A 22,092-nucleotide genomic window follows, 5' to 3' on the forward strand; every position below is an offset into this window, starting at 1 on the left:
CCAAGAAATATCTCAAATCATAAGGGTACAATCTTTTATCTTTATAAATCGTTCTCAATTTCAGATATTTGTCTACTATTTGCTATCACGCTATATCAAAGGCATTTTAAACAGATGCTCATCTGTAGCTAGAAATTTGTAGTAACGAAATGATTTCACTAGAGAAGGAGGATTAAATAATGAAAGAAGAGTTACTTGAAGAGTGGAGAGCAGAAATCGATACGATCAACACTAAAATTGTTGCACTGTTATCGGAAAGAATGGAAGTATGCACAGAAATAGCAAAATATAAATACAAATACAATGTGAATATGATGCAGCCAAAAAGGATTGAAGAAGTATTAAAGAAAACAAGCATCGTAGCAAAAGAAAACAATTTAAATCCAAAATATATTGAGGATGTATTTAAAATTATTATTAATGAAACGTGTGCGGTTGAAGATAAGTTAATCAAAGGAATGAAAGCAAACCAATGAAAACACTAATAATAGACAATTATGATTCTTTTACTAATAATATTGCGCAATATGTTTATAGAGTAACGAATGTTTCTCCTGTTGTCGTAACGAATGATTATCCTTTTCATAAAATTAATCTATCGGAATTTAATAATATCATTCTATCTCCTGGACCTGGAACGCCAGAAAAGGATGAAGATTTTGGTATATGTAAACGGATTATTAAAGAAGTGAATATGCCTATTTTAGGTATTTGTTTAGGGCATCAAGGGATTAATTATTGTTTTGGTGGCGAGGTTGGCAAAGCTCCAAAACCAGTTCATGGTTACAAAGAGCTTATTGTCAATAGTGGTGACAATCTATTTAAAGGCTTGCCAAATAGTTTTTTTGCAGTTAGATATCACTCTTTAATCTGTACTAAACTTGCGCCTTCCCTTGAAGCAACTGCTTATACTCAAGATGGTTTAATTATGGCGATTGCCCATAAAGAGTTACCTATTTATGGCGTCCAATTTCATCCTGAGTCCATTGATTCGGAGTTTGGCGTTGAATTAATTAAAAATTTTATTGATATTTCTGCGGAAAAATCCTACGGGAGGCCATTACATGTACGAGATTTCGCTTAAAGAAAAGCTAGAGGGTGTAGGGTGCCCAATGCTTGTGGCGCCAAAGAATATTGAAATAGAGTGGGCGTCTTCTCCTATCGATATCTATGAAAAATTATTTTATGGTTCAAAAGATAGTTTTTGGTTAGATGGAGAGTTAGCAAGTGAGTTTGGCAGTCGGTTTTCGATTATGGGAAATTGTGATATAGATGCTGCAATTTCCTTCATGTATTATGTTCAAGATTCAAGGTTGGATATAACTGGCCCTAAAGGACAAGAGTCGGTTTATGGAGATTTTTACGAAGTTATGGACTGCATATTTTCTTTAATAACCAATGAAATGCCTAAAGAGGTGTTACATCCATTTAATGGAGGAGTCATTGGCTATTTAGGATACGAGTTAAAAGCACTTCGAGGGATACCGAATAAACATAGTTCAGATTTGCCAGATGCTGTTCTTTATTTACCTAAAAATATTGTAGTGTTTGATCATCGAGATCAGAAGCGTTATGTGTGCAACTTGTGGGGTGAAATTTTAACTGTATCAGAAGCTCTACTGCAGAAAAGTGAAGAGTCTATACAAAGAAAAACGGTCCAATTTTTAATACCTCCAACAGAAGATGAGATTGACTTAGAGATATCGAGTGATGACTACAAGGACAAGATAAAACAGTGTCAAACATATATTACTGAAGGTGAATCTTACGAAATATGTTTAACAAACCGTGCTTCCCTGCCTTATAGCTTGGATCCATTGCTGCTATATAAAGAAATGAGACTTTTGAGCCCGGTAAGGTATAGCGCTTTTTTCAATACCGAACGTTTTTCAATCGTAAGTTCTTCTCCAGAAATGTTTATAAGCATTGACGAAAACGGAAAAATGGCATCGAAACCTATTAAGGGAACTAGAGCAAGAGGGACTACTGAAGAACAAGATCGTTTGGAGAAAGAAAGTTTAATGACTTCCTCAAAGGATAGAGCAGAGAATTTAATGATTGTCGACTTAGTAAGGCATGATTTTAATGAAGTTTGCCATCCTGATACGGTGAGTGTACCAGAAGCTTTTGTTGTAGAAACCTATTCATCTGTACATCAGTTAGTTTCCACAGTCGTTGGCGAATTAAATTGGGATAATGGTATTTTTAAATCGATAGGTAAATGCTTCCCTGGGGGTTCAATGACTGGAGCACCAAAACTAAGAACGATGAGAATAATAGATGAATTGGAAGAGTCTCCTCGAGGGATCTATTCTGGATCTATTGGTTGGATTGGCTTTAATGGTTATACAGATTTGAGTATTGTTATTAGAACGGTCGTCATTAAAGATCAAATTGCAACTTTTGGCGTAGGAGGAGCTATTATAGAGGCTTCAGATGCAGAGGAAGAGTTCCGTGAAACATTAATTAAGGCAAGTGTTCCGTTTCAAAGTATAAGGAGGGTTCAAAAGCACAATGAAACATGAGACAATAATAGTATTGGGGGGAAATGGGTTAATTGGGCAATTTTTATCATCATTATTAATGAAGTCAGGGCATCATCTAGTCATTATAGACAAAGAGCCGTGTGAAGGAGATTCCTTAAGAGCTGCGTGTGGCAATCTTTACTCGAACCTAGAAATTATCGTATCTGATGTACTATCTGATGATATAAATGATCTTTATTCTTCGGGGGATGCAATTATTTTTGCATTACCCGAATCCTCCTGTTTAGATGTATTAGCATCAAAAGCTCATTTGATGAAGGAAGAAGTAAAAATCATTAATACATGTTCTATACAAAGCTCTTTTTTCAAGCATGGTAAAACCTTTTTACCGAATAACCCTATGGTAGGGATTAATTTTATGTTTTCACCTACTTTGCCTTATCAAGGAAGAGCGGTAGCGATTGTAAAAGAGGAAGAGTCAGAGGCATATACGATGATGAAAACTCTAATTGAATACAATGATATGGTAGTATTTGAGTTTGACCCGCATGGCCATGATGAGAAAGTTTCACTTGTGCAAGCACTTCCTCATATTTTAACGCTTTCATTGATTAGTGTATTAGGGGAGAAACATGATTTTTCAATAAACGAAATGATGCAGCTTTCTCCACCGCCTATGCAGATGATGTTATGCTTATCAGCCAGGCTAACACAAAATTCACCCGATGTGTATTGGGACATTCAAAAGTATAATCCTTATTCCGAGAAAATTAGAAATGATGTCATCCATTCTATAACGAATCTCAATCACATCATCGAAGAGGATTGCTTCAAAGACTTTTCTGTTTTGTTGAAAAACCATGAAGAGGTTTTAGGGGAATCTTTAAATGAGCTGAAAGAAAAGTGGAACCGATATTTTAATAGCAATTAATCTTATGCTTACAGTAAAAGGAGGCATATTATGGAAGAGAAGTCTGTAAGTCCTTTTGTCACCATTGTTAAAAGTAAACCAAAACTATTGGCGCTTTTAATCATTTTATTGCCAGTTTTGAGTGTTACAATTGATAATACGATCCTGTCATTTGCCTTACCACAGCTTACATATGCATTATCACCGAGTGCTGCTCAACAGCTCTGGATAATTGATGCTTACGCTTTAGTGCTGGCAAGTCTACTTGTTACGATGGGTGGTATTGGTGACCGTAAAGGACACAAAAAAGTACTTTTTATCGGTAGTCTTGGATTTTCGATTATATCTTTTATTGTCATTTTTTCGCAAAATGCAGGCCAAATTATTGCTGGTAGAGCGGCGCTAGGTTTTTTTGGTGCAATGATTCTACCTGCTACATTAGCCTTAATACGTTCAACTTTTCTTGACCGAGAGGAGAGAAGATTAGTAGTAGCGGCTTGGGCTACTTGCTTAACAATTGGTTCTGTACTTGGACCAATTATTGGTGGTGTATTACTTACTTTCTTTTCTTGGCACGCAATCTTTTTAATTTCAATTCCTTTTTTTATTCCTGTCATATTCTTTATTCGCAATTTTATTACCGAATCACAAGAAAAGTTAACTGGCAGAGTAGATTTCTTCAGTATTGGCATGTCTTTCATTGCCATGTTTGGTATTATGTTTGGATTAAAACAAGTTGCTACTGGTGGAGAATGGCAAGTAAGCTTACTAAGCATAGGGATTGGCGCTATTTTTGCTGTGCTGTTTGTAAAACGACAGCTTGTATTACCTAATCCTTTGTTAGATATGAGTCTGTTTAGAAATAAAAGCTTTTCGTCGCTTGTCTTTATCAATATGGTCAGCTTAGGTTCATTAATAGGATTTATCTTCTTTGCAACACAATTACTTCAAATATCTCATAGAATATCGCCATTAATTAGTAGCTTTATCCTTGTACCAGGTGAAATATTAGCGATTATTTCTGGAATAGGTATCGTTGTCATCGCACAAAAAGTTAAGCCTAATTTTATTATTAGTGTGTCCCTTATTCTTATTGCGATTTCTTTTTTAGCCGTCTATAGTTTAACACTGACACCTCTAATTATTGGTTTAGCTTTTCTGTTCATTAGTAGTGGTGTGGGCATCATTACTACAGTATCCAATGACCTTATTATTTCATCAGTTATTCCTGAAAAAGCGGGTGGGGCCTCGTCGGTAAGTGAAACGGCCTATGAAGTTGGCGTTGTCCTTGGTACGACGTTAATTGGGGGAGCGATTACGTGGTGGTATAGACAATCGTTTTTACTACCAGATTATCTTCAGACCAAGATTTCAGAAGGTTCGACAGATACGCTTGCAGGTACTTTAGCCGTAAGTGAGTCGTTACCAAAAGATTTATCGACTGATTTGCTCAATATTGCAAACTCTGCCTTTCTAAAGGGCGTTGAATATACGAGCTTAGCAGCCTTTTGTTTCATTTTACTTACTGCTATTTTAACTTTCTTTTTTATTAAAGAAGAGCATCCCTCTAATCATTGAAATTAGGGGGATTTTTTAGTGGAGAACGAATTATTGATAGGGTGACCAACATTAATTGCTAAAATCATGGCACTTGCTGAACAACTTAAAATGAAGGAATGATGATATATGAATAACAATATCGATAATATAATTGAAATAGAAGAGACAATGATGAACTTTATAAGAAAATTTTTATCAGATCAGCAAAATTTGCATAGCCAAAAAGTCATTGAATTCTCAAACGACAATGTATTTCAAATATTGGATGATTTAGCGATACCAAATGAAGGTAGACCGATGTGCGACGTTCTATCTGATGCAGTAGAATTTATTTATAAATATAGAGCTAAGCTAAATCATCCTCGTTATTTTGGTTTTGTACCAGGTCCTGCATCACTTATCTCTTGGGTAGCTGATGTTGTAACCAATGCTTACAATATGCATGCAGGAAGTTGGATGTCAACACCTACGGCTAGTTATATTGAAAAGGAACTGATCGCTTGGTTAAATAATAAAATTGGTTACACCGAACAATCTGGAGGAATTTTTGTATCAGGTGGTTCGATTGCAAATATTACTGCGTTAACAGTAGCGCGCGATAACAAATTAAATGGCGACCTTGCCAAAGGAATAGCCTATATTTCCGATCAAACACACTCATCTGTAAAGAAAGGTCTTAAAATAATTGGTGTAAGCGATCGTAATATTCGAATTATTCAAACGGATAATTTTAAATTAAATACAATGATGTTGAATGAACAAATAAAAGCAGACTTATCATTAGGCTTAAAGCCATTTATAGTAATTGCGAGTGCTGGTTCCACTAATACAGGAAGTATTGATCAGATGGAAGATATTCATCGCATTTGCCAAAAGTTTAATCTTTGGATGCATGTTGATGGGGCTTATGGTGCGACTGTCCTTTTGTCAAAAAAGCATAAAAGTAAATTAAAAGGGATTGAAAAAGCTGATAGCGTCAGTTGGGATGCCCATAAATGGTTATTTCAGACGTATGGTTGTGGTATGATTTTGGTTAAAAATAAAAACTTATTATTTCATAGTTTTCATACTAACCCTGAATATTTAAGAGATGCACAAATAAATAATGAAGAAATCAATTTTTGGGACTTTGGTATGGAACTGACACGCCCAGCTAGAGCGCTAAAGCTGTGGTTCACGTTGCAAGTTCTGGGGTCGGATAAGATGGAGGAATTTATTAATCATGGTATACGTCTAGCAGAATATGCAGAATGTGAAGTATTAAAGTACAAGGATTGGAACATTATAACGAAAGCGAACTTGGCAATCGTCAATTTTCGATTTTCACCACCGCATTTTGACGATGAAATCATAAATAAAGTGAATACAGAAATTTCGAGAAAAATGGTTAGTAGTGCTTATGCCGGTGTCTTTACGACAATTTTAAACGGCCAAGTAGTTTTAAGAATTTGTACGATTAATCCTGAAACAACCGATATGGAAATAAAGAAGACGATTGCACTTTTGGATAAATACGCAAGAGCCATTTCTGTCAAAATGCTTTCCGATGTCAATAAAAGCAAGGAGCTACAGACTGTCAAAAATTGAAGATGCTGTCTATTTGTTTTCGCATCATTTAGATGAAAGGTATTTATTTAATATAAAAAGAACATGTTTTGAAAATCAAAATATGTTCTTTTCTTATGGCCAAACGCATATAAACACCTTATTAGCTGTAGGTATTATACTTGTAAAAGTAGGTGTATTATTTTAATAATCAAACAAATAATGTTAACATAGAAAGATGTATATAATTGGTAATATTTACTTTGGTATAATCTAGGTGTAAAACGGTTACAAGCGAAAGAATTCTTTCATTATAGGAGGATGAACAATGGAGACAAAAGAACAAATATTACACTTGTTATTGCAAAAGGGCTTTAAGTTTAGATTTTATGAAGATCAAAATTTACTTTTCTATACAAAAGAGATTACGGAACCTGTATTTGTTAAATGGTTTGCTGAAGAACACTGTCATTTGCCTGACTGTGATTTAACGCATGTGTCGATTTCCCTTGAAATTACGGATAATCTCGAACGTGCGCAATATACTTTCTTTAATGGAATTGATAAACAATATATTTTTAAAGACTTACTAGAGTTTAGAGAAGTATTGGAAAAGCTACCTAATTTAATTGAATTACGCTAATGGATAATTTTTTAATGAAAGAGTGAGCTTAATGTCAGAAGGAAAAATGCTTTCTGTCTTTACTAGAAACAGTTTGACATTGTCCATCGTTTTCTACTTAAACCAACTCAACGTTGACTTGAAGGATATAATCATGTAAAATATTCCAAAATTAATTAATAATTATACATTCTGTGAAAAAGATAGTAATTCATTTTGAGCTGCTAAGCGAGTTAGGGATGGTGTGAGCCTAATGCAGATCGTTTGAATGAAACGCACTTTAGAGAAGTTTCCCGAAATACTAGTAGGGAATACCGGGGCGTCACCCCGTTATCAATTGAAAGTGGTCATAATAATGGCAACTAGAGTGGTACCACGGGAATGCAATGCTCTCGTCTCTTATTTGAGACGGGGGCTTTTTTATTTGTAGAGGAGGGAATGGATATGATAACAGAAATTGCGAAAAGTTTAGCGATCGCATTACATCAGCAAGTAACAGTAGAGGACATTAAAACATTACTTGAAAAACCTAAAAATAGAGCAATGGGTGATTTTGCCTTGCCATGTTTTAAACTGTCTAAACAGCTAAGTAAATCTCCACAAACCATTGCAGTTGAAATTCAAAAAAATGTAACGTGTGAGTTAATTCAATCCGTCGAGCTAGTTGGCGGATATGTAAATTTATTTTTAAATCAACACCACATCACGCAACAAGTATTAAGTAAAATGATGATAGAGCAAAAATTATATGGAACAAGTCCGATAAGTAAAGGCAATGTTGTATTCGACTTTTCTTCCCCTAATATCGCCAAGCCTTTCTCAATGGGCCATTTACGTTCAACTGTTATAGGGAATGCGCTTGCCAATTTAGCAGAGAAAAATGGTTATAAGGCTATTCGTATCAATCATTTAGGCGATTGGGGTACTCAGTTTGGAAAGTTAATTGTCGCTTATCATCTATGGGGAAACCAACAAGCAATTGAAGCAGCACCAATTAAAGAATTATTGAAAATTTATGTAAAATTTCATGAAGAAGCACAACAAGATGCAACGTTAATTGTACAAGCGAGAGCGGCATTTAAAGCGTTAGAAGATCAAGATGAAGAGGCGCTTGCTCTCTGGCAATGGTTTAGAGAGGTATCATTAGAAGAATTCAAGGGACTATATCAGCTGTTAGGTATTCAATTTGATCGTTACGAAGGAGAAGCGTTCTATAATGATAAAATGGCAACGGTTGTAAGAGAATTACAAGCAAAAGAACTACTAACACTATCAGAAGGTGCATATGTGGTTGAACTTGAGGATATGCCTCCTTGTATCATCAAGAAAACAGACGGAGCTACACTGTATGCTACGCGTGATTTAGCAGCCGCCTTTTATCGACAGCAACAGTATAATCCTGAAAAAATTTATTATGTCGTGGGCAATGAACAAACATTACATTTCCAACAGTTATTTCACGTTATTGAAAAAATGGGGTATGCTTGGGCACAAGATTTATGTCATGTGGCTTTTGGAATGATGCTTCAAGAGGGAAAAAAGATGTCAACGCGAAAAGGGAAAATGGTTCTTCTTCATGATGTATTGACAGAAGCGATTGAGACTGCAAAACAAAGTATTCAACTGAAAAATCCACATTTACAAAATAAAGAAGAAGTGGCGAGGCAGGTTGGTGTAGGTGCCGTTATTTTCAATGACTTAAAAAATAATCGCATCCATGATATTGAATTTTCTATAAACGACATGATGCAGTTTGAAGGGGAAACGGGCCCATATATCCAATATACGCATGCACGCATTCACTCCATTTTGGACAAAGCAGATGGTCCACTTGAGGAAGTGTCTTTCCAACCGTTAGGACAACAAGCATGGCAGGTCTTGTTGTTACTTGAACAATTTCCTCGCGTAATTGCGAACGCGTATGAGCAAGTTGATCCTTCCATCATAGCTAAATATGCTTTACAATTAGCTCGTGCGTTTAATAAATACTATGCAACGAATAAAATTCTAGCAAAAGATCGCTTACAAGGTTGCCGTTTAACATTATGTCATTGTGTAGCTATGATTCTAAACGAAGCATTAGCTTTATTAGGAATCGAAGCACCGAAAAATATGTGACACTTCTCTAAGTTTATTGTGCCAAAAGCACAAATAAAGCAGGATGCATATAAAAATAATGAAATATTGACGGTAAGCAGAGAAAATGCTAAAAGAAGACTAGAAGAAATCGGATGTCTGATAACACTATTTATCAAGGACAATGACATAGTAGTGAACTTGGCATTAGAAAGGTATTCAACGTTATGAATAATAAACAATGGACAGCTTCGACAATCGTCGTTGTTGTCAGTATTTTTTTCGTCGCCCTCAATATGCGCCCAGCTGTAACTAGCATAGGGCCACTATTTAATGTGTTAATGGAGTCTCTTCAAGTATCCAATACGCAAATGAGTTTATTAACATCCATTCCTGTCTTTTGTATGGGGCTTTTTGCACCAGTGGCTGTTCCGTTACAGCGACGTCTTGGTACGAAGTTTGCGATTGCGCTACTATTAACAATTATTGCGTTAGCCAACGGACTCCGATTGTTACAAGAAAGCTATGTTTTGCTTGTGGTCACTAGTTTTGCTGCAGGTTTTGCGATCGCTATTATTGGGCCGATGTTAAATGCATTTATTAAAGAAAAATTTCCTAATCGTTTCGCAACGGTAGTTGGGGTATATTCTTTTGGCATCGGGACAGGTGCAACATTAAGTGCGGCATTAACGGTATCATTTTATAATGGGTTTCATAAAGATTGGACCATTGCCCTTGGTAGCTGGGCAGTGCTGGCTGTGCTTGCTCTTATAATTTGGTTGCTTGTTATCCCAAATCAGGTAGAGCAGTCGTCTGTACAAAAGGATGAGCGAACAAAGGAAACTGTACGTAATCCGTGGAAAAACAGCCGTGCGTGGACGATTTTACTTTATTTTGGTTTTCAAACATCGTTATTTTTCTCGATGATGTCTTGGTTAACGCCTATTTTACAAGACAAAGGCTTAACACTCGTTGCTGCTAGTTCGATGTTAACTTTTCTGTCAATCGTTCAGATGATAGGGAATATTGTTGTCCCAATCCTAATGGAAAAATGGTCAAATCGTATTCGATGGCTATTGTCATTAGGAATCATCGGTGTCAGCGGGTTTGTACTTTTATGGTTCGGGACGGGCTGGCTATTATGGATTGGCGTTTTAATTATTGGGATTGTGCTAAGTGGGTTGTTTCCTATTGGTTTATTATTACCATTGGATGAGGCACGCACGCATGAAGAGGCAAATAGCTGGTCATCAATGGTCATGTCTGGTGGATTTATGATGAGCGCAATTATTCCTACACTAATCGGTTATTGTTATGATGTAACAGGCAACCATTCGTTTACCTTCGTTATCTTTTTGTTATTAATGTTTGGGATTATTGCTACAGCACTTGTATTAAGGAAGCAATAACTAGCATGTCTTATGGATGATGCACAAAGATAGAATGAAAAAGGCAGTAACGGCAAGCAAGTCCCCATGTCGTTACTGCCTTTGCTCGTTTAAAGAGTGCTTCTTATAGCACTTCGCAAAAGTGTGACAAAATGCTATGTTTCTTTAAAATAAGTAGATAAATTATTATAAATACCTTTGATTTAATTAATATAAAACAATAATTATATTATGTAAACTTGAAACAAATGACGTCGTTGTTTATGATAGTAAAGAAAGAAGTTCGATAGAAAGTATTGGTGAACAAATGCGAAAAAAGATGCTTATCGTTGGAGCGGCAACCCTCCTGTTAACAGGCTGTGGCGATCAATCCGTTGCGGAAATGTTTAACAAGGAAAAAACAGCAATTAAATCTGACAAACCCGTGGAGAAACAGGAGGAAAAGCTCATTCCAGAGGTGAAGGTTATAGGGGAGAGCGCTATTGGTGCGGGTATTATTGTGAAGAAAGACCCTTCGATGCTCTATATTGTAACAAACGGAGCGTTGGTCGCATCAAAACCTACTGCCCTTGTGCAATTTAGTAACGATAAACTTGTAGAAGCTGATATACGCTATATATCTACTGCTTATAATATTGCTATTTTACAAGTGAAGTATCTTGCGTCCGTCAATGTTCCAACTGTTTTCAATGGCAAGTTGGATCACTTAGCTGTGTATGTCGATGGCTTACCCCACACAATTAACAGATATAGTGACAAGGTAGCTGCTTATTATATAGATGTAGACCAAGCTTTACCACCCGGTAGCCCTGTGATGGAAGCAGAAAATGGTCAAATAGTGGGCATTTATTTTAATCGACAGCAACAGGGCGTTTCACAACCATACATATTGCCACTTCAAGATATAGTACAGTTACTTGATGAATGGATTACTGACGGCATGAAGGCAAAGGACCGTTTGTCTCAATCTAAAAATTTGTATGCTTATAGTGAAGTCGGTGACAAAGAAGCGGTGCAAAAAATGCTTGAAAAATACGGGAAGAATATTTTTGCCTATAATGAGGACGAGGTAAAAATATTTATTGATACATTTCATGAGCATTTAAAGGCGGCTGTGGGGATTAATGATGCCAGTGTGATGCAGTCTGTTACTGGTGCAGAGGATTTACAGCATACGCTTGAAGATATGGTTGCTTATTATGCGTCCAAGCAAGCCAAAATCCATTTTTCTAATACGACGATTAAACGGATAGAGAAAGTAGGGCAAAATATTATTGTGCGTGCAAAAACGGAATACGTGCTGACCAATTCAGCAGGACAGGAAGCACTTGCACATTCCATCATGACCTATGAGATTTTCAAAAATGATCAAGGCGATTACAAACTAATACGCCTTACAGCAGAGGAGTGAGAAAGAGAATGGAGCAAGCAAGACAAATGCTACAGCACCACTTTGGTTACGATTCGTTTCGCACCGGACAAGCGCAAATTATTGAACAAACATTAAGTGGACAGTCGAGCCTTTGCGTGATGCCGACAGGTGGAGGAAAATCGATATGCTATCAAATTCCGGCATTAATGCTTGAGGGTTTAACGATTGTGATTTCACCGTTAATTTCCCTTATGCAAGATCAAGTCGAGTCGTTGCGAGCAGCGAATATACCGGCAGCTTATATCAATAGTACATTATCAGCACAAGAAGTGGATGAAACGATGCAACTAGCGAGTGGAGGTTATTTGAAGCTGCTCTATATTGCACCGGAAAGATTAGAAAGTGCTACCTTTTTACAAGCATTATCACAATTATATGTACCATTGCTAGCTGTAGATGAGGCGCATTGTATTTCGCAGTGGGGACATGATTTTCGCCCCAGCTATCGCGCCATTCAAAAACTGTTTACATTATGGGCTCAACAACCGACTGTGCTTGCCTTAACTGCTACAGCAACTCCTGCCGTCTGTGAGGATATCCGTCAATTATTATCGATTGACGAAAAGGCAACACTCATTACAGGCTTTGAACGTGAAAACTTAGCTTTTACGGTGTTAATCGGTGAAAATAAAGAGCGCTATATTAAAAATTATATTGAAAAAAATAAATCGGAAGTCGGCATTATTTATGCGGCGACACGTAAATCAGTCGACGCATTGTATGACTTACTGACACGTGCGGGTGTGTCGGTCGCAAAATATCATGCAGGACTGTCAGAGAACTTGCGTATGGCTGAACAAGAACGATTTTTAAAAGATGAGGCGCGCATTATGATTGCAACCAATGCGTTTGGTATGGGAATAGATAAAAGTAATGTTCGCTTTGTCATTCATTATCAAATGCCACGGAATATGGAAAGTTATTATCAAGAAGCGGGACGCGCAGGGCGTGATGGCCTGCCAAGTGCTTGTATTTTGCTCTACGCTTCAGGGGATGTACAAACACAACGTTTTTTAATTGAGCAGACACGTGATGAAGCGCGTATCGCACAGGAATTAGAAAAATTACAAACGATGGTCGATTACTGTCATACAGAGGGCTGCCTACAAAATGCGATACTAACATATTTCGGTGAACAGGCAGGTGCACCATGTAAACGTTGCAGTAATTGTCAAGATAACCGAGAAGTAAAAGATGTCACGGAAGACGCACAAAAGGTATTAGCTTGTGTTGTAAGAATGGGACAAAAATTTGGCAAAACAATGGTCGCGCAAGTATTAATTGGCTCCAAAAATCAAAAAGTCCTTGAATTTGGATTTTCTAGACTTTCAACCTATGGCATTTTAAAAGGGCAATCTTCGAAGGAGGTTTCTAACTTTATCGAATTTTTAATTGCGGAAGGATTATTAGCTGTTAAGCATGGCACATTTCCAACGATTTACGTATCGGAGGAAGGGAAATCTGTTTTGTTAGGCAAGCGAACAGTTATGCGAAAACAAGCCGTGACAGTTCGTCTACTTGCAGACAATGATCCATTATTTGAACACTTACGCATATTACGCAAAGAGATTGCCGATGAAGAAAAGGTACCACCATTCGTCGTGTTCTCTGATAAAACATTGCGTGAATTATGCGATAAAAAGCCTTCAGAGCTGGAAGGGCTCAGACAAGTGAGTGGTATTGGTGAAGTGAAATTCGAGAAGTATGGCAAGCGTTTCTTTGATGCAATGCAGTCATTTAGCTTAAAGTAATGAGAAAAGAATCCATCTAGTGTTTTTCACACGATGGATTCTTTTTGTCTGATTTAGGAAACTGTATTTTGAGAATCTATTATTTATTCCAATGTTGCGCAATAAATTCATCACGTCCTGATACTGCTCGATCTTGTTTATAATGGTCTGGTTCTTTTTTGTAATAGTCTTGATGGTAATCTTCTGCTGGATAAAAGTGTTGAGCATCACGAATTGTGGTTACAATAGGTTTATCGAAGCGCCCGCTATTTGCAAGCTTTTCTTTTGATGCCTGCGCAATTCTTTTTTGTTCTTCGGAATAAGTAAAAATGGCCGTTGCATAGGATTCGCCTCTGTCGTGAAACTGACCGAAGGCATCTGTAGGGTCGATTTGCATCCAATAAATATCAAGTAACTGTTCATAACTAAAAATAGAGGAATCAAATTCAATTTCGACTACTTCTAAATGGCCTGAGTTGCCTTTTTTAACGTCTTCATATGTTGGATTTTCTAAATGGCCACCCATATAGCCTGATGTAACCTTATGTATGCCATCCCATTCTACAAATGGCTTCACCATACACCAAAAACAGCCGCCTGCAAACGTCGCTTTTTCAATCATATTCATCATCCTTTCTTTTGTGAAAATATTATAGCATTATTTTGTTCATTACTGGCAAATAGGGTGTAAAATAACGAATAGATAGATGCTGATGAGGATAGTAGGAGAAAAATGAAACTTTCCTTACTTTCAATCGTTACATTAACTATAAAAAAATAGAGGAGTTATTTTGTTATGGAAGAGCAAGACTATACAAGACGCTCGCAACGTCCTAAGAAACGTCGATTGCGTAAAGGGAGAGCACTGTTTACGTTCTTATTACTCTGTGTCATTGTCATTGCTGGATACAGCATTATGCAATATCGAAGTGGCTTGCAATTAGCCACAGACACGTTGGTACCCCAAGAAGACTTTAGTGGAGACGAAGTAAAGGACGATATTGAGAACTATTTATTATTAGGAATCGATACACGCGGTGAAGAGAAATCGCGAACAGATACAATGATGGTATTATCTTGGAATAAGAAAACAAACGATGTGAAACTCGTATCATTTATGCGGGATATTTATGCAGACATTCCAGGCTATCAATCCTATAAACTAAACACGGCGTATTATTTAGGTGGTGTTCAACTGTTAAAAGACACATTAAGTAATATGTTTGGTTTACCAATTCATCATTACGCACTTGTCGATTTTAAAAATTTTGAATCACTTGTAGACATTTTAGCACCTAATGGTGTGGAAATGGATGTAGAAAAGGATATGTCTGAAAAAATTGGTGTTACCCTTACAAAAGGTACGCATAATCTAAATGGACAGGAATTGCTTGGCTATGCAAGGTTCCGCCATGATGCTGAAGGAGATTTTGGCCGTGTTGCTCGTCAGCAAAAAGTAATTGAAGCATTAAAAAATGAACTATTAGCACCGCAAAATGTATTGAATTTGCCTAAATTCATCGGTGCTGCACAAGGCTATGTAACGACTGATTATTCGTCAGCAGGAGAAATCCAACAAGTTTTAAAAATGGTGTCTAAAGGGAAAGTATCGATAGAGAAAGCGACAATTCCCATTGAAGGTAGCTATGATTTCCAAAACTTTAGCCATGCAGGATCTGCTATTGTGATTGATGAAAAGGCAAACAAAGCGTTTTTAAGTAAATTTTTAGGAATTTCCTTAGAGTGATACTTCGCAAAAGCCAACATTATCCTGTAAAATATAGGTGAGCATTCGGATTGGGGTGAGTAGATGAGTGAAAAAAGACCGAGGGAGCATTCAAACTTCTTTTCGACGAAGTTTATCCGCTTTTTAGGTGGTAAAAATTTATTATTTACGTTAATTATTTTATTATTACTCGCATGTGTAATTTACATGTTTGGAAAAGTTTCCTTTATATTTACCCCGCTACAAGTATTATTTGAGGTTGTTATTTTACCAGGAGTACTAGCCGTAATCGGGTATTATTTATTACGTCCATTATTAGGAATACTTGAAAAGTGGCGTATCCCAAGAATTTGGGGCATTTTAATTTTATATATTGGTGTAGTTGGCGTCATTACTTTACTTGTCGTGCTGGTCTATCCATTTTTAACGGATCAATTTACGAATTTAGCGCAGGAATTCCCTGTCTATTTTATGGCCCTAACACAAAATATAGTGGAATACTTAAATAACTCACGTGTTAATGAGTATTTAGCCACTATGGATTTTAATTATGAAAAAGTCGTGATGAATTTTACGACAGATATTATTGAAACAGTAAAAGATACCGCGGCCAATTTAGCACAAGGTGTTGCAACAGGTATAACAGGTTTTCTTTCAACTTTAACAGGCATTATTTTATCGCTTGTTACGGTACCATTTATATTATTTTATTTATTAAAAGATGGCGAGAAATTACCGAAATTTGTTATGAAAATATGTCCGCCTCGCATGCGTCCGGGTTTACATGATGTTTTACACGATATGGACAAACAAATTAGTTCTTACATACAAGGGCAAATTTTAGTGTCAATGTGTATTGGGGCAATGGTCACAATTGGCTTCTTAATTATCGGCATGAAGTATGCATTGCTACTTGGTTTTTTAGCTATGATAACAAGTGTGGTCCCTTATTTAGGACCAGTTATTGCAATTACACCAGCAGCTATTATTGCGCTTGTTAATTCGCCATTTATGCTTGTTAAACTAGCCATTGTCTGGACGATAGTACAGTTAATAGAAGGGAAGTTCATTTCGCCACAAATTATGGGGAAATCTTTGAGCATCCATCCCATTTCAATTATTTTCGTATTGTTAACAGCAGGTTCATTATTTGGTGTACCAGGTGTAATTTTAGGGATTCCAGGCTATGCGATTTTAAAAGTACTCGTCACACATTTATTTAAGCTATTTAAGCAACGATATAATCGCTACGAAGATGAAGTAGTACAAAAATATGATGTGTAACCAAAAACAGCTACTGCGAGCATTCAGTAGCTGTTTTTTTAATGATATAAACAAAGCATGTAATAAGGATGCCTCCTGTTCACATGCTTCGTTAAATGTTAGGAGATGGAAACGTTTTTTAGACGATCTACTGCTTCTTGTAAAACCTCTTTTGGCTGAACAAGTGCTAGTCGTAGGTAGCCTTGTCCTGCAGTGCCAAACACTGTTCCCGGTACTGTTACAACACCAATTTGTTCAATTAGCTTAAATGCTAAATCTGTACAGTCAATATCGTACGGATATTTTGCCCACACGAACATACCACCATCTGAAGGGGCTGCATCCCAACCAAGCTCGCTTAAGCCATTCATTAACGTTTTGTGACGTACTGAGAATGTTGCACGTAAGTTCTCTGTAATTTCTTCCGCGTGGTCTAAAGCAACTACCGCTGCATCTTGAATTGGTTCAAAAATACCGAAGTCTAAATTCGATTTAAGTTGTTTTAAGACAGCAATCATGTCAGCATTACCAGCAATATAGGCAATTCGTGTTCCAGCTAGGCTGAAGCTTTTTGATAAAGAATTGATCTCCATCCCTACTTCTTTTGCACCTGGTGCCGCTAAAAAGCTTATCGGACCGTCACCAGTAAAGTAAAACTCTGAATACGCCGCATCATGAAGCACAATCACGTTATATTTTTTAGCAAAAGCAATGACCTTTTCGAAATAGGCAAGAGAAGGCATAGCTGGTACGGGATTACCTGGTAGATTTAAGATAAGTAGCTTTGCCTTTTGTGCAACTTCTTCTGGCACTGCATCTAAATCAGGTAAATAATCGTTATCGGCTGTTTGCGGCATATAGTAGGGTGTAGCCCCCGCTAGATGAATGCCTGCATCGTAAGCGACGTAAGCTGGATTTGTTGAGAGAACGATGTCTCCTGGATCACAAAAGGCGATTGGTAAATGAACTAAGCCTTCTTGAGAGCCGATTGTTTGAATGATTTCAGTTGTAGGGTCTAAATCAACATTGCTACGACGTTTATAATAACGGCTAACTGCATCATAAAAACGTTGTGTGCCAGTTAATGTGTAGCCATATGATTCTGCCAAGCCCGCTCTGTATGATAAATGCTCACGGATTTTTGCATGTGGTGGAAGGTCAGGGCTCCCTAAACTTAAATCGATTAAAGACATACCTTTTGCTTGTTGTTGTTTAGCAAAGTGCTTTAAATCTCCGAAAATTGCTGGGGTAAATAGAGACATTTTTTTTGATGGTACGATTTTCAAACTAGTACACTCCTTATAGTTGTATAACAGAATAGTAGTACACATTTTATCATACTAAAGCACAGAAAGGGGAAGTTATTCTGAAAAAAGAATATATTCTTGTAATGGAGAAGATGCTTGCATAGGCTAGCGGAAAAAATTAAGCTTAAATGAATGTATATGCACAAAATAATTACGGGTAACGATGTTAAATGATAGTAGGGATACATTTCTGCTATTATTAAGCAAGGAGGGTGGTTTTTTAGATGAAGGTATGTTCTTTAAGTGGACCAAGTGGAACAGGAAAAAGTACAAGCGCGCTCGTTTTTGCACATAAAATAGGAGTGGAAGCCATTATCGATGACGGTTTACTCATTGTCAATGGCGTGAAAGTAGCAGGGATTTCTGCGAAGTTTGAAAAAAATACGATAACTGCTGTTCGACGTGCGATTTTTTCAGAAGAAGCGCATCGTGAAGAAGTCGTCAAAGCTCTTGATACATATCATGTTCAATCTATATTACTGATTGGTACGTCTGATAAAATGACCAATAATATTGCCAAGCGCTTGGAACTAGGGCCGATTGAAACGTATTATTATGTTGAGGATATTCGTTCTCAAAAGGAAATCCAAAAGGCTCGATTTATTCGCCAAACGCAAGGAAAACATGTTATGCCAATACCGTACCGACAAGTAGAGCAAAATTTCTTTAAACGACTGGTGCAAAAAGGGAAGGAAATTTTCACACCTAAACGTGAAAAAATCGGTGAAACAACCATTGTGCGTCCTGATTTCCAACAGGAATATATTGAAATAGAGAAGCAAGTCTATGTGCAATTACTAACCTATATTTGTAAACAGCAAGATATTGTGAAAAAAGTAGAACAAATACAGTTTAGCCTTGGAGAGCAGGCAAAGGTCATCATTTCTTTGCAATTAAAGATGCCGATAGATTATTCATTACCTCGCCGCTTATATCAGTTACAAGAAGACGTACAACAATCTTTTTACCAGCATTTTGGCTACGAACTAGATGCTATCAATGTTCAAGTGCACTCTGTTGTACAAAAACGAAAATAAAAAACAGGTACTCCAGTCGCAATAGAGCGAGTGAGTACCTGTTTTCTATTTTGATGCGCGTGTAAATTGAGGTTGACGCTTTTCAACAAAGGCACGACAGCCTTCTGTAAAATCACTGCCTACAAATGGTGTAGAACCTTGCCATAATGTTGGTACACTATCGACACATTCTTGTACAGATTGCTTTACAGCAAGTAAAGATTCTGGAGACATACCGGCTACCAGCTTGCCCATTCGAATCATAAATTTATTTAAATCTTTCTCAGTTACTAAATAGTTCAGCATACCCAGTTTAAAGGCTTCATCGGCTTTAAACATACGACCTGTAAATACCAAATCTTTCGTTGTAGATGGGCCAACAAGTTGAACAAGACGCTGGGCAAATTTATTGTTTAATGTGATGCCCAATTTGCCTACAGGAATGCCTAATTTTGCTTTTTCAGAGCCGATGCGAATATCACATGCTAAAGCAAGTTCTAACCCTGCTCCCATTGCAGGACCGTTAATAACACCAATTGTTGGAATCGGCAAACGTTCAATCGTTGATATTGTTTTTTCCATATGTAGAAAAGCTTCTTCTGCCTTTTCTAAAGAAATAGCGTTGAATTCTTTAATATCAGAGCCTGCTGTAAAATTCTCACCAGATCCTCGTAAAATGAGCACTTTATTTTTAGGATTATCTAACACTTTTAGTGCAATTTTAGCTAATTCATCCCACATATTTGCGGTAAGCGCATTTTTCGCCTGTGGTCGATGGATCGTAATAATTGCGAGTCCAGCCGTTTCTTGATAAATAATTTTCGCATCCTCAGCCTCAAGACGAGTTGTTCTTACTTGCATAATTGAAAAGCCCCCTACATTTAAATTGATACTTATATTATATAACACAAAGAGCAATAAACACTAAATAATACGAATTTTCATGTTTTTTCAACCTGTTACACAAGATTAATGGCATTTTATAGAGATTGTACTACAACAGATTATTGCTATTGTAATAAAGCAAAAGATATGAGAAACTACTATAGGAACATTTGTTTCTTTATTTCTTAAGGAGCATCGTCTACAGAAAGATAAGTCTAATTGATAATTACAGATTATCCGACACTACTATTTTAAAAGATAAATAATAACTTACGCACCATAAATAGTATAAAATAAAACTATCACACGCACAGTAAACAAGGAGGGAGCATGATGGTTCCATTAAAGGAAGCATGGCAAAGTTATTTATTACTATTAAATTCTTTAAAGAAAAGTACTGCTACAAAGAAACAATACAACCTTGATGGACAGCAATTTTTAGCTTTTGCAAGTGAGCAAAATGTACAAATGCTGGATAAACAATTGAAAGAATTATTATTTATATATAGTAATTATCTAAAAGAAAATTATGAAAATGTTAATACTTTTAATCGGAAAATAGCGTCACTCCGTAGTTTTGTAGACTTTGTATTTTTGCGAGAATGGGTTGAACCGTTTGATTATGAAAGCATTTTACAGCCAAAAAAGAGGGGCAAGGATTCCTTAAAAGTGCTGACAAAAGAGCAATTGTTAAACATTTTAGAAGTATGGCCGACCTATTTTCAATATGCAAAAACACCTGAGCATGCGTGGCTTGCAAGACGGAATGGTTGTATTGTACAAATGTTTATCGAAACTGGTTGCAAGCCTGCTGAACTTGTCCGTATGAAATGGGGACATCTTGAGATTCCATCATCACATATTTCGATTTCAAACCAGAATGGCAGAAGGGAGATGAGACTTTCACCTATTTTGATGGAAATGTTACAGCATTATAAAAATGCGACGGAGGATATACATCAAGGGAATGTAGGGGAGTGGCTTTGGGTCAGTGAAACAAGTCTTACTAAATCGATCACGACAAAAACAATTGAACGGATTTTTCAAACACTATCAAAAGATATTGGCACAAATGTACGAGCGACAGATGTTCGTTACACGGTGCTACAAAGGGCGTTACAAAGTGAGGAAACGGTTGAAAACATACAACAAAAAATGGGATATGTTCGAAAATGGGTATTAACAGAACGAGGAGAACGTTTTAAGTAAGTGTGCAGCAATTGTCTATCAAGCACAAATTGCTGCACTTCTTATTAAAAATGCGTTAACGCTTTTACTTGAACTTTTACCGTTAAATCATGTTTACCACCTGTATAGACGCCTTCGACAGGGCTAATATCGGTATAGTCACGTCCGATACATAAAATAATGTGATTTTCTAGTACTTCCACATTATTGGTTGGGTCTAACCCAATCCAACCAATACCAGGAATCATCACTTCAACCCAGGCGTGTGTTGCTATATCTCCGATTAAACCTGAATTTTCATCGACATATAAATAACCGCTTACATAGCGAGCAGGTATTCCTTTAGCACGTAGTATAGCGAGCATAACGTGGGTGAAATCTTGACAAACTCCTCGTTTTAAGTCAAATGCTTGGCTTGCAGTTGTCGTAACATTTGTTGCTGTTGGATCATACTCAAATGTTGAATATAAATATTGCATTAAATTAAGCGAAAACAGCACTGGATTTTCTGCGTGACCAATCGCATGAAACACTTCTTCTATCTGAGCATCTGTCATATACGTAAAGTTTGTTGATTTTAAATAGGGCAAATAATGTTCATAAAAGAGTTGGGAATGAAAAATCGTCTGCATTTCGGGTGAATATTGAATGCGATGAATAAATGGTGCACGCTGTATACTAACGATGGATGTTGTTTCTATTTCTAGTACTTGATGTTGCTCCGGAATATAAAATGTACCGACTGTATTCCCCCAAATATCTGCATGCTCACGCGTTAGTGAAGATGGTGAAATCGCGATACGGTAAGACAGCAAGCGTTGACGCTCATCACCCCGAGGTTTCAAGCGGATAGTATTCAAGCTTTGATCGACTTCAGATTCATATTGAAAAATATTTGTATGTTGAATTTCAAATTTCATCGTGTCCGCTTCCTTTTGATTACTGACTTGCGTGTTGA

The 22,092-nt window shown here is 36.8% G+C and carries 19 protein-coding genes and 1 other annotated feature; of the genes, 15 read left to right on the forward strand and 4 right to left on the reverse strand.

Annotated elements, in window-relative coordinates; genetic code table 11:
• The first annotated feature begins 179 nt into the window (after nucleotides 1-179).
• The 11 genes from I5435_RS11430 (at nucleotide 180) to recQ (ending at nucleotide 13,770) form a co-directional block, all read left to right on the forward strand.
• A complete protein-coding gene (locus tag I5435_RS11430) occupies nucleotides 180-476 on the forward strand; it encodes a chorismate mutase (protein WP_024361673.1) in 297 nt (98 codons plus the stop codon).
• Nucleotides 473-1,084 (forward strand): anthranilate synthase component II, encoded by a 612-nt coding sequence (locus tag I5435_RS11435; protein WP_337982260.1) that lies wholly within the window; start codon nucleotides 473-475, stop codon nucleotides 1,082-1,084. The genes I5435_RS11430 and I5435_RS11435 overlap by 4 nt, the downstream gene beginning before the upstream one ends.
• On the forward strand, nucleotides 1,065-2,525 hold the full coding sequence (gene pabB, locus I5435_RS11440) for an aminodeoxychorismate synthase component I (RefSeq protein WP_337982261.1): 1,461 nt from the start codon (nucleotides 1,065-1,067) through the stop codon (nucleotides 2,523-2,525). Before I5435_RS11435 ends, pabB begins: the two co-directional genes overlap by 20 nt.
• Nucleotides 2,515-3,417 carry a prephenate dehydrogenase dimerization domain-containing protein gene (locus tag I5435_RS11445; RefSeq protein WP_025219534.1) on the forward strand — a complete coding sequence of 301 codons (903 nt, stop codon included), beginning with the start codon at nucleotides 2,515-2,517 and terminating at the stop codon, nucleotides 3,415-3,417. The genes pabB and I5435_RS11445 overlap by 11 nt, the downstream gene beginning before the upstream one ends.
• A 30-nt stretch (nucleotides 3,418-3,447) precedes the next feature.
• Entirely contained in the window at nucleotides 3,448-4,974 is a 1,527-nt protein-coding gene (locus tag I5435_RS11450) for an MFS transporter (RefSeq protein ID WP_024361677.1), read from the forward strand.
• A 108-nt stretch (nucleotides 4,975-5,082) separates the two neighbouring features.
• Complete coding sequence (locus tag I5435_RS11455; RefSeq protein WP_337982262.1) at nucleotides 5,083-6,543, forward strand: pyridoxal phosphate-dependent decarboxylase family protein; 1,461 nt, start codon at nucleotides 5,083-5,085, stop codon at nucleotides 6,541-6,543.
• A gap of 286 nt (nucleotides 6,544-6,829) precedes the next feature.
• The gene (locus I5435_RS11460) at nucleotides 6,830-7,144 is read left to right on the forward strand and encodes a hypothetical protein (protein WP_025219532.1); all 315 of its coding nucleotides are present in this window, start codon (nucleotides 6,830-6,832) and stop codon (nucleotides 7,142-7,144) included.
• A gap of 164 nt (nucleotides 7,145-7,308) precedes the next feature.
• Nucleotides 7,309-7,526 (forward strand) — a binding site (T-box leader).
• Between the two features lie 41 nt (nucleotides 7,527-7,567).
• Complete coding sequence (argS, locus tag I5435_RS11465; protein ID WP_337982263.1) at nucleotides 7,568-9,241, forward strand: arginine--tRNA ligase; 1,674 nt, start codon at nucleotides 7,568-7,570, stop codon at nucleotides 9,239-9,241.
• A 185-nt stretch (nucleotides 9,242-9,426) separates the two neighbouring features.
• Nucleotides 9,427-10,608: an MFS transporter gene (locus I5435_RS11470; RefSeq protein ID WP_337982264.1), complete on the forward strand. Its 1,182-nt coding sequence runs from the start codon at nucleotides 9,427-9,429 to the stop codon at nucleotides 10,606-10,608.
• Nucleotides 10,609-10,894: 286 nt separating this feature from the next.
• Nucleotides 10,895-11,998 carry a TcaA NTF2-like domain-containing protein gene (locus tag I5435_RS11475; RefSeq protein ID WP_337982265.1) on the forward strand — a complete coding sequence of 368 codons (1,104 nt, stop codon included), beginning with the start codon at nucleotides 10,895-10,897 and terminating at the stop codon, nucleotides 11,996-11,998.
• A gap of 8 nt (nucleotides 11,999-12,006) precedes the next feature.
• Nucleotides 12,007-13,770, forward strand: a complete 1,764-nt coding sequence (gene recQ, locus I5435_RS11480; RefSeq protein ID WP_024361683.1) for a DNA helicase RecQ — start codon at nucleotides 12,007-12,009, stop codon at nucleotides 13,768-13,770.
• 79 nt (nucleotides 13,771-13,849) lie between these two features.
• Here the strand turns inward: recQ and msrA are convergent, their stop codons facing one another.
• Nucleotides 13,850-14,371 (reverse strand): peptide-methionine (S)-S-oxide reductase MsrA, encoded by a 522-nt coding sequence (msrA, locus tag I5435_RS11485; RefSeq protein WP_337982266.1) that lies wholly within the window; start codon nucleotides 14,369-14,371, stop codon nucleotides 13,850-13,852.
• 174 nt (nucleotides 14,372-14,545) lie between these two features.
• Here msrA and I5435_RS11490 point away from each other — a divergent pair, with 174 nt between their 5' ends.
• Together I5435_RS11490 and I5435_RS11495 are read left to right on the forward strand one after the other, a co-directional pair.
• On the forward strand, nucleotides 14,546-15,496 hold the full coding sequence (locus tag I5435_RS11490) for an LCP family protein (RefSeq protein ID WP_025219526.1): 951 nt from the start codon (nucleotides 14,546-14,548) through the stop codon (nucleotides 15,494-15,496).
• A 63-nt stretch (nucleotides 15,497-15,559) separates the two neighbouring features.
• Entirely contained in the window at nucleotides 15,560-16,759 is a 1,200-nt protein-coding gene (locus I5435_RS11495; protein WP_337982267.1) for an AI-2E family transporter, read from the forward strand.
• A 98-nt stretch (nucleotides 16,760-16,857) separates the two neighbouring features.
• Here I5435_RS11495 and I5435_RS11500 read toward each other — a convergent pair whose 3' ends face one another.
• Nucleotides 16,858-18,024, reverse strand: coding sequence for an aminotransferase class I/II-fold pyridoxal phosphate-dependent enzyme (locus I5435_RS11500; protein WP_337982268.1), 1,167 nt, complete (start codon nucleotides 18,022-18,024; stop codon nucleotides 16,858-16,860).
• A 245-nt stretch (nucleotides 18,025-18,269) separates the two neighbouring features.
• On the opposite strand from I5435_RS11500, the gene I5435_RS11505 reads away from it, so the two are divergent.
• Nucleotides 18,270-19,082 carry a hypothetical protein gene (locus I5435_RS11505; RefSeq protein WP_337982269.1) on the forward strand — a complete coding sequence of 271 codons (813 nt, stop codon included), beginning with the start codon at nucleotides 18,270-18,272 and terminating at the stop codon, nucleotides 19,080-19,082.
• 45 nt (nucleotides 19,083-19,127) lie between these two features.
• On the opposite strand, the gene I5435_RS11510 is transcribed toward I5435_RS11505, so the two are convergent.
• Nucleotides 19,128-19,922: an enoyl-CoA hydratase/isomerase family protein gene (locus I5435_RS11510; RefSeq protein ID WP_025219523.1), complete on the reverse strand. Its 795-nt coding sequence runs from the start codon at nucleotides 19,920-19,922 to the stop codon at nucleotides 19,128-19,130.
• Between the two features lie 357 nt (nucleotides 19,923-20,279).
• Here I5435_RS11510 and I5435_RS11515 point away from each other — a divergent pair, with 357 nt between their 5' ends.
• A complete protein-coding gene (locus I5435_RS11515) occupies nucleotides 20,280-21,155 on the forward strand; it encodes a tyrosine-type recombinase/integrase (RefSeq protein WP_024361690.1) in 876 nt (291 codons plus the stop codon).
• Between the two features lie 44 nt (nucleotides 21,156-21,199).
• Here the strand turns inward: I5435_RS11515 and I5435_RS11520 are convergent, their stop codons facing one another.
• On the reverse strand, nucleotides 21,200-22,054 hold the full coding sequence (locus I5435_RS11520; protein ID WP_024361691.1) for a transglutaminase family protein: 855 nt from the start codon (nucleotides 22,052-22,054) through the stop codon (nucleotides 21,200-21,202).
• Between the last annotated feature and the right edge of the window lie 38 nt (nucleotides 22,055-22,092).

The sequence above is a fragment of the Lysinibacillus sp. C5.1 genome (assembly GCF_016350185.1).
GTDB classification, from domain to species: domain Bacteria; phylum Bacillota; class Bacilli; order Bacillales_A; family Planococcaceae; genus Lysinibacillus; species Lysinibacillus sphaericus.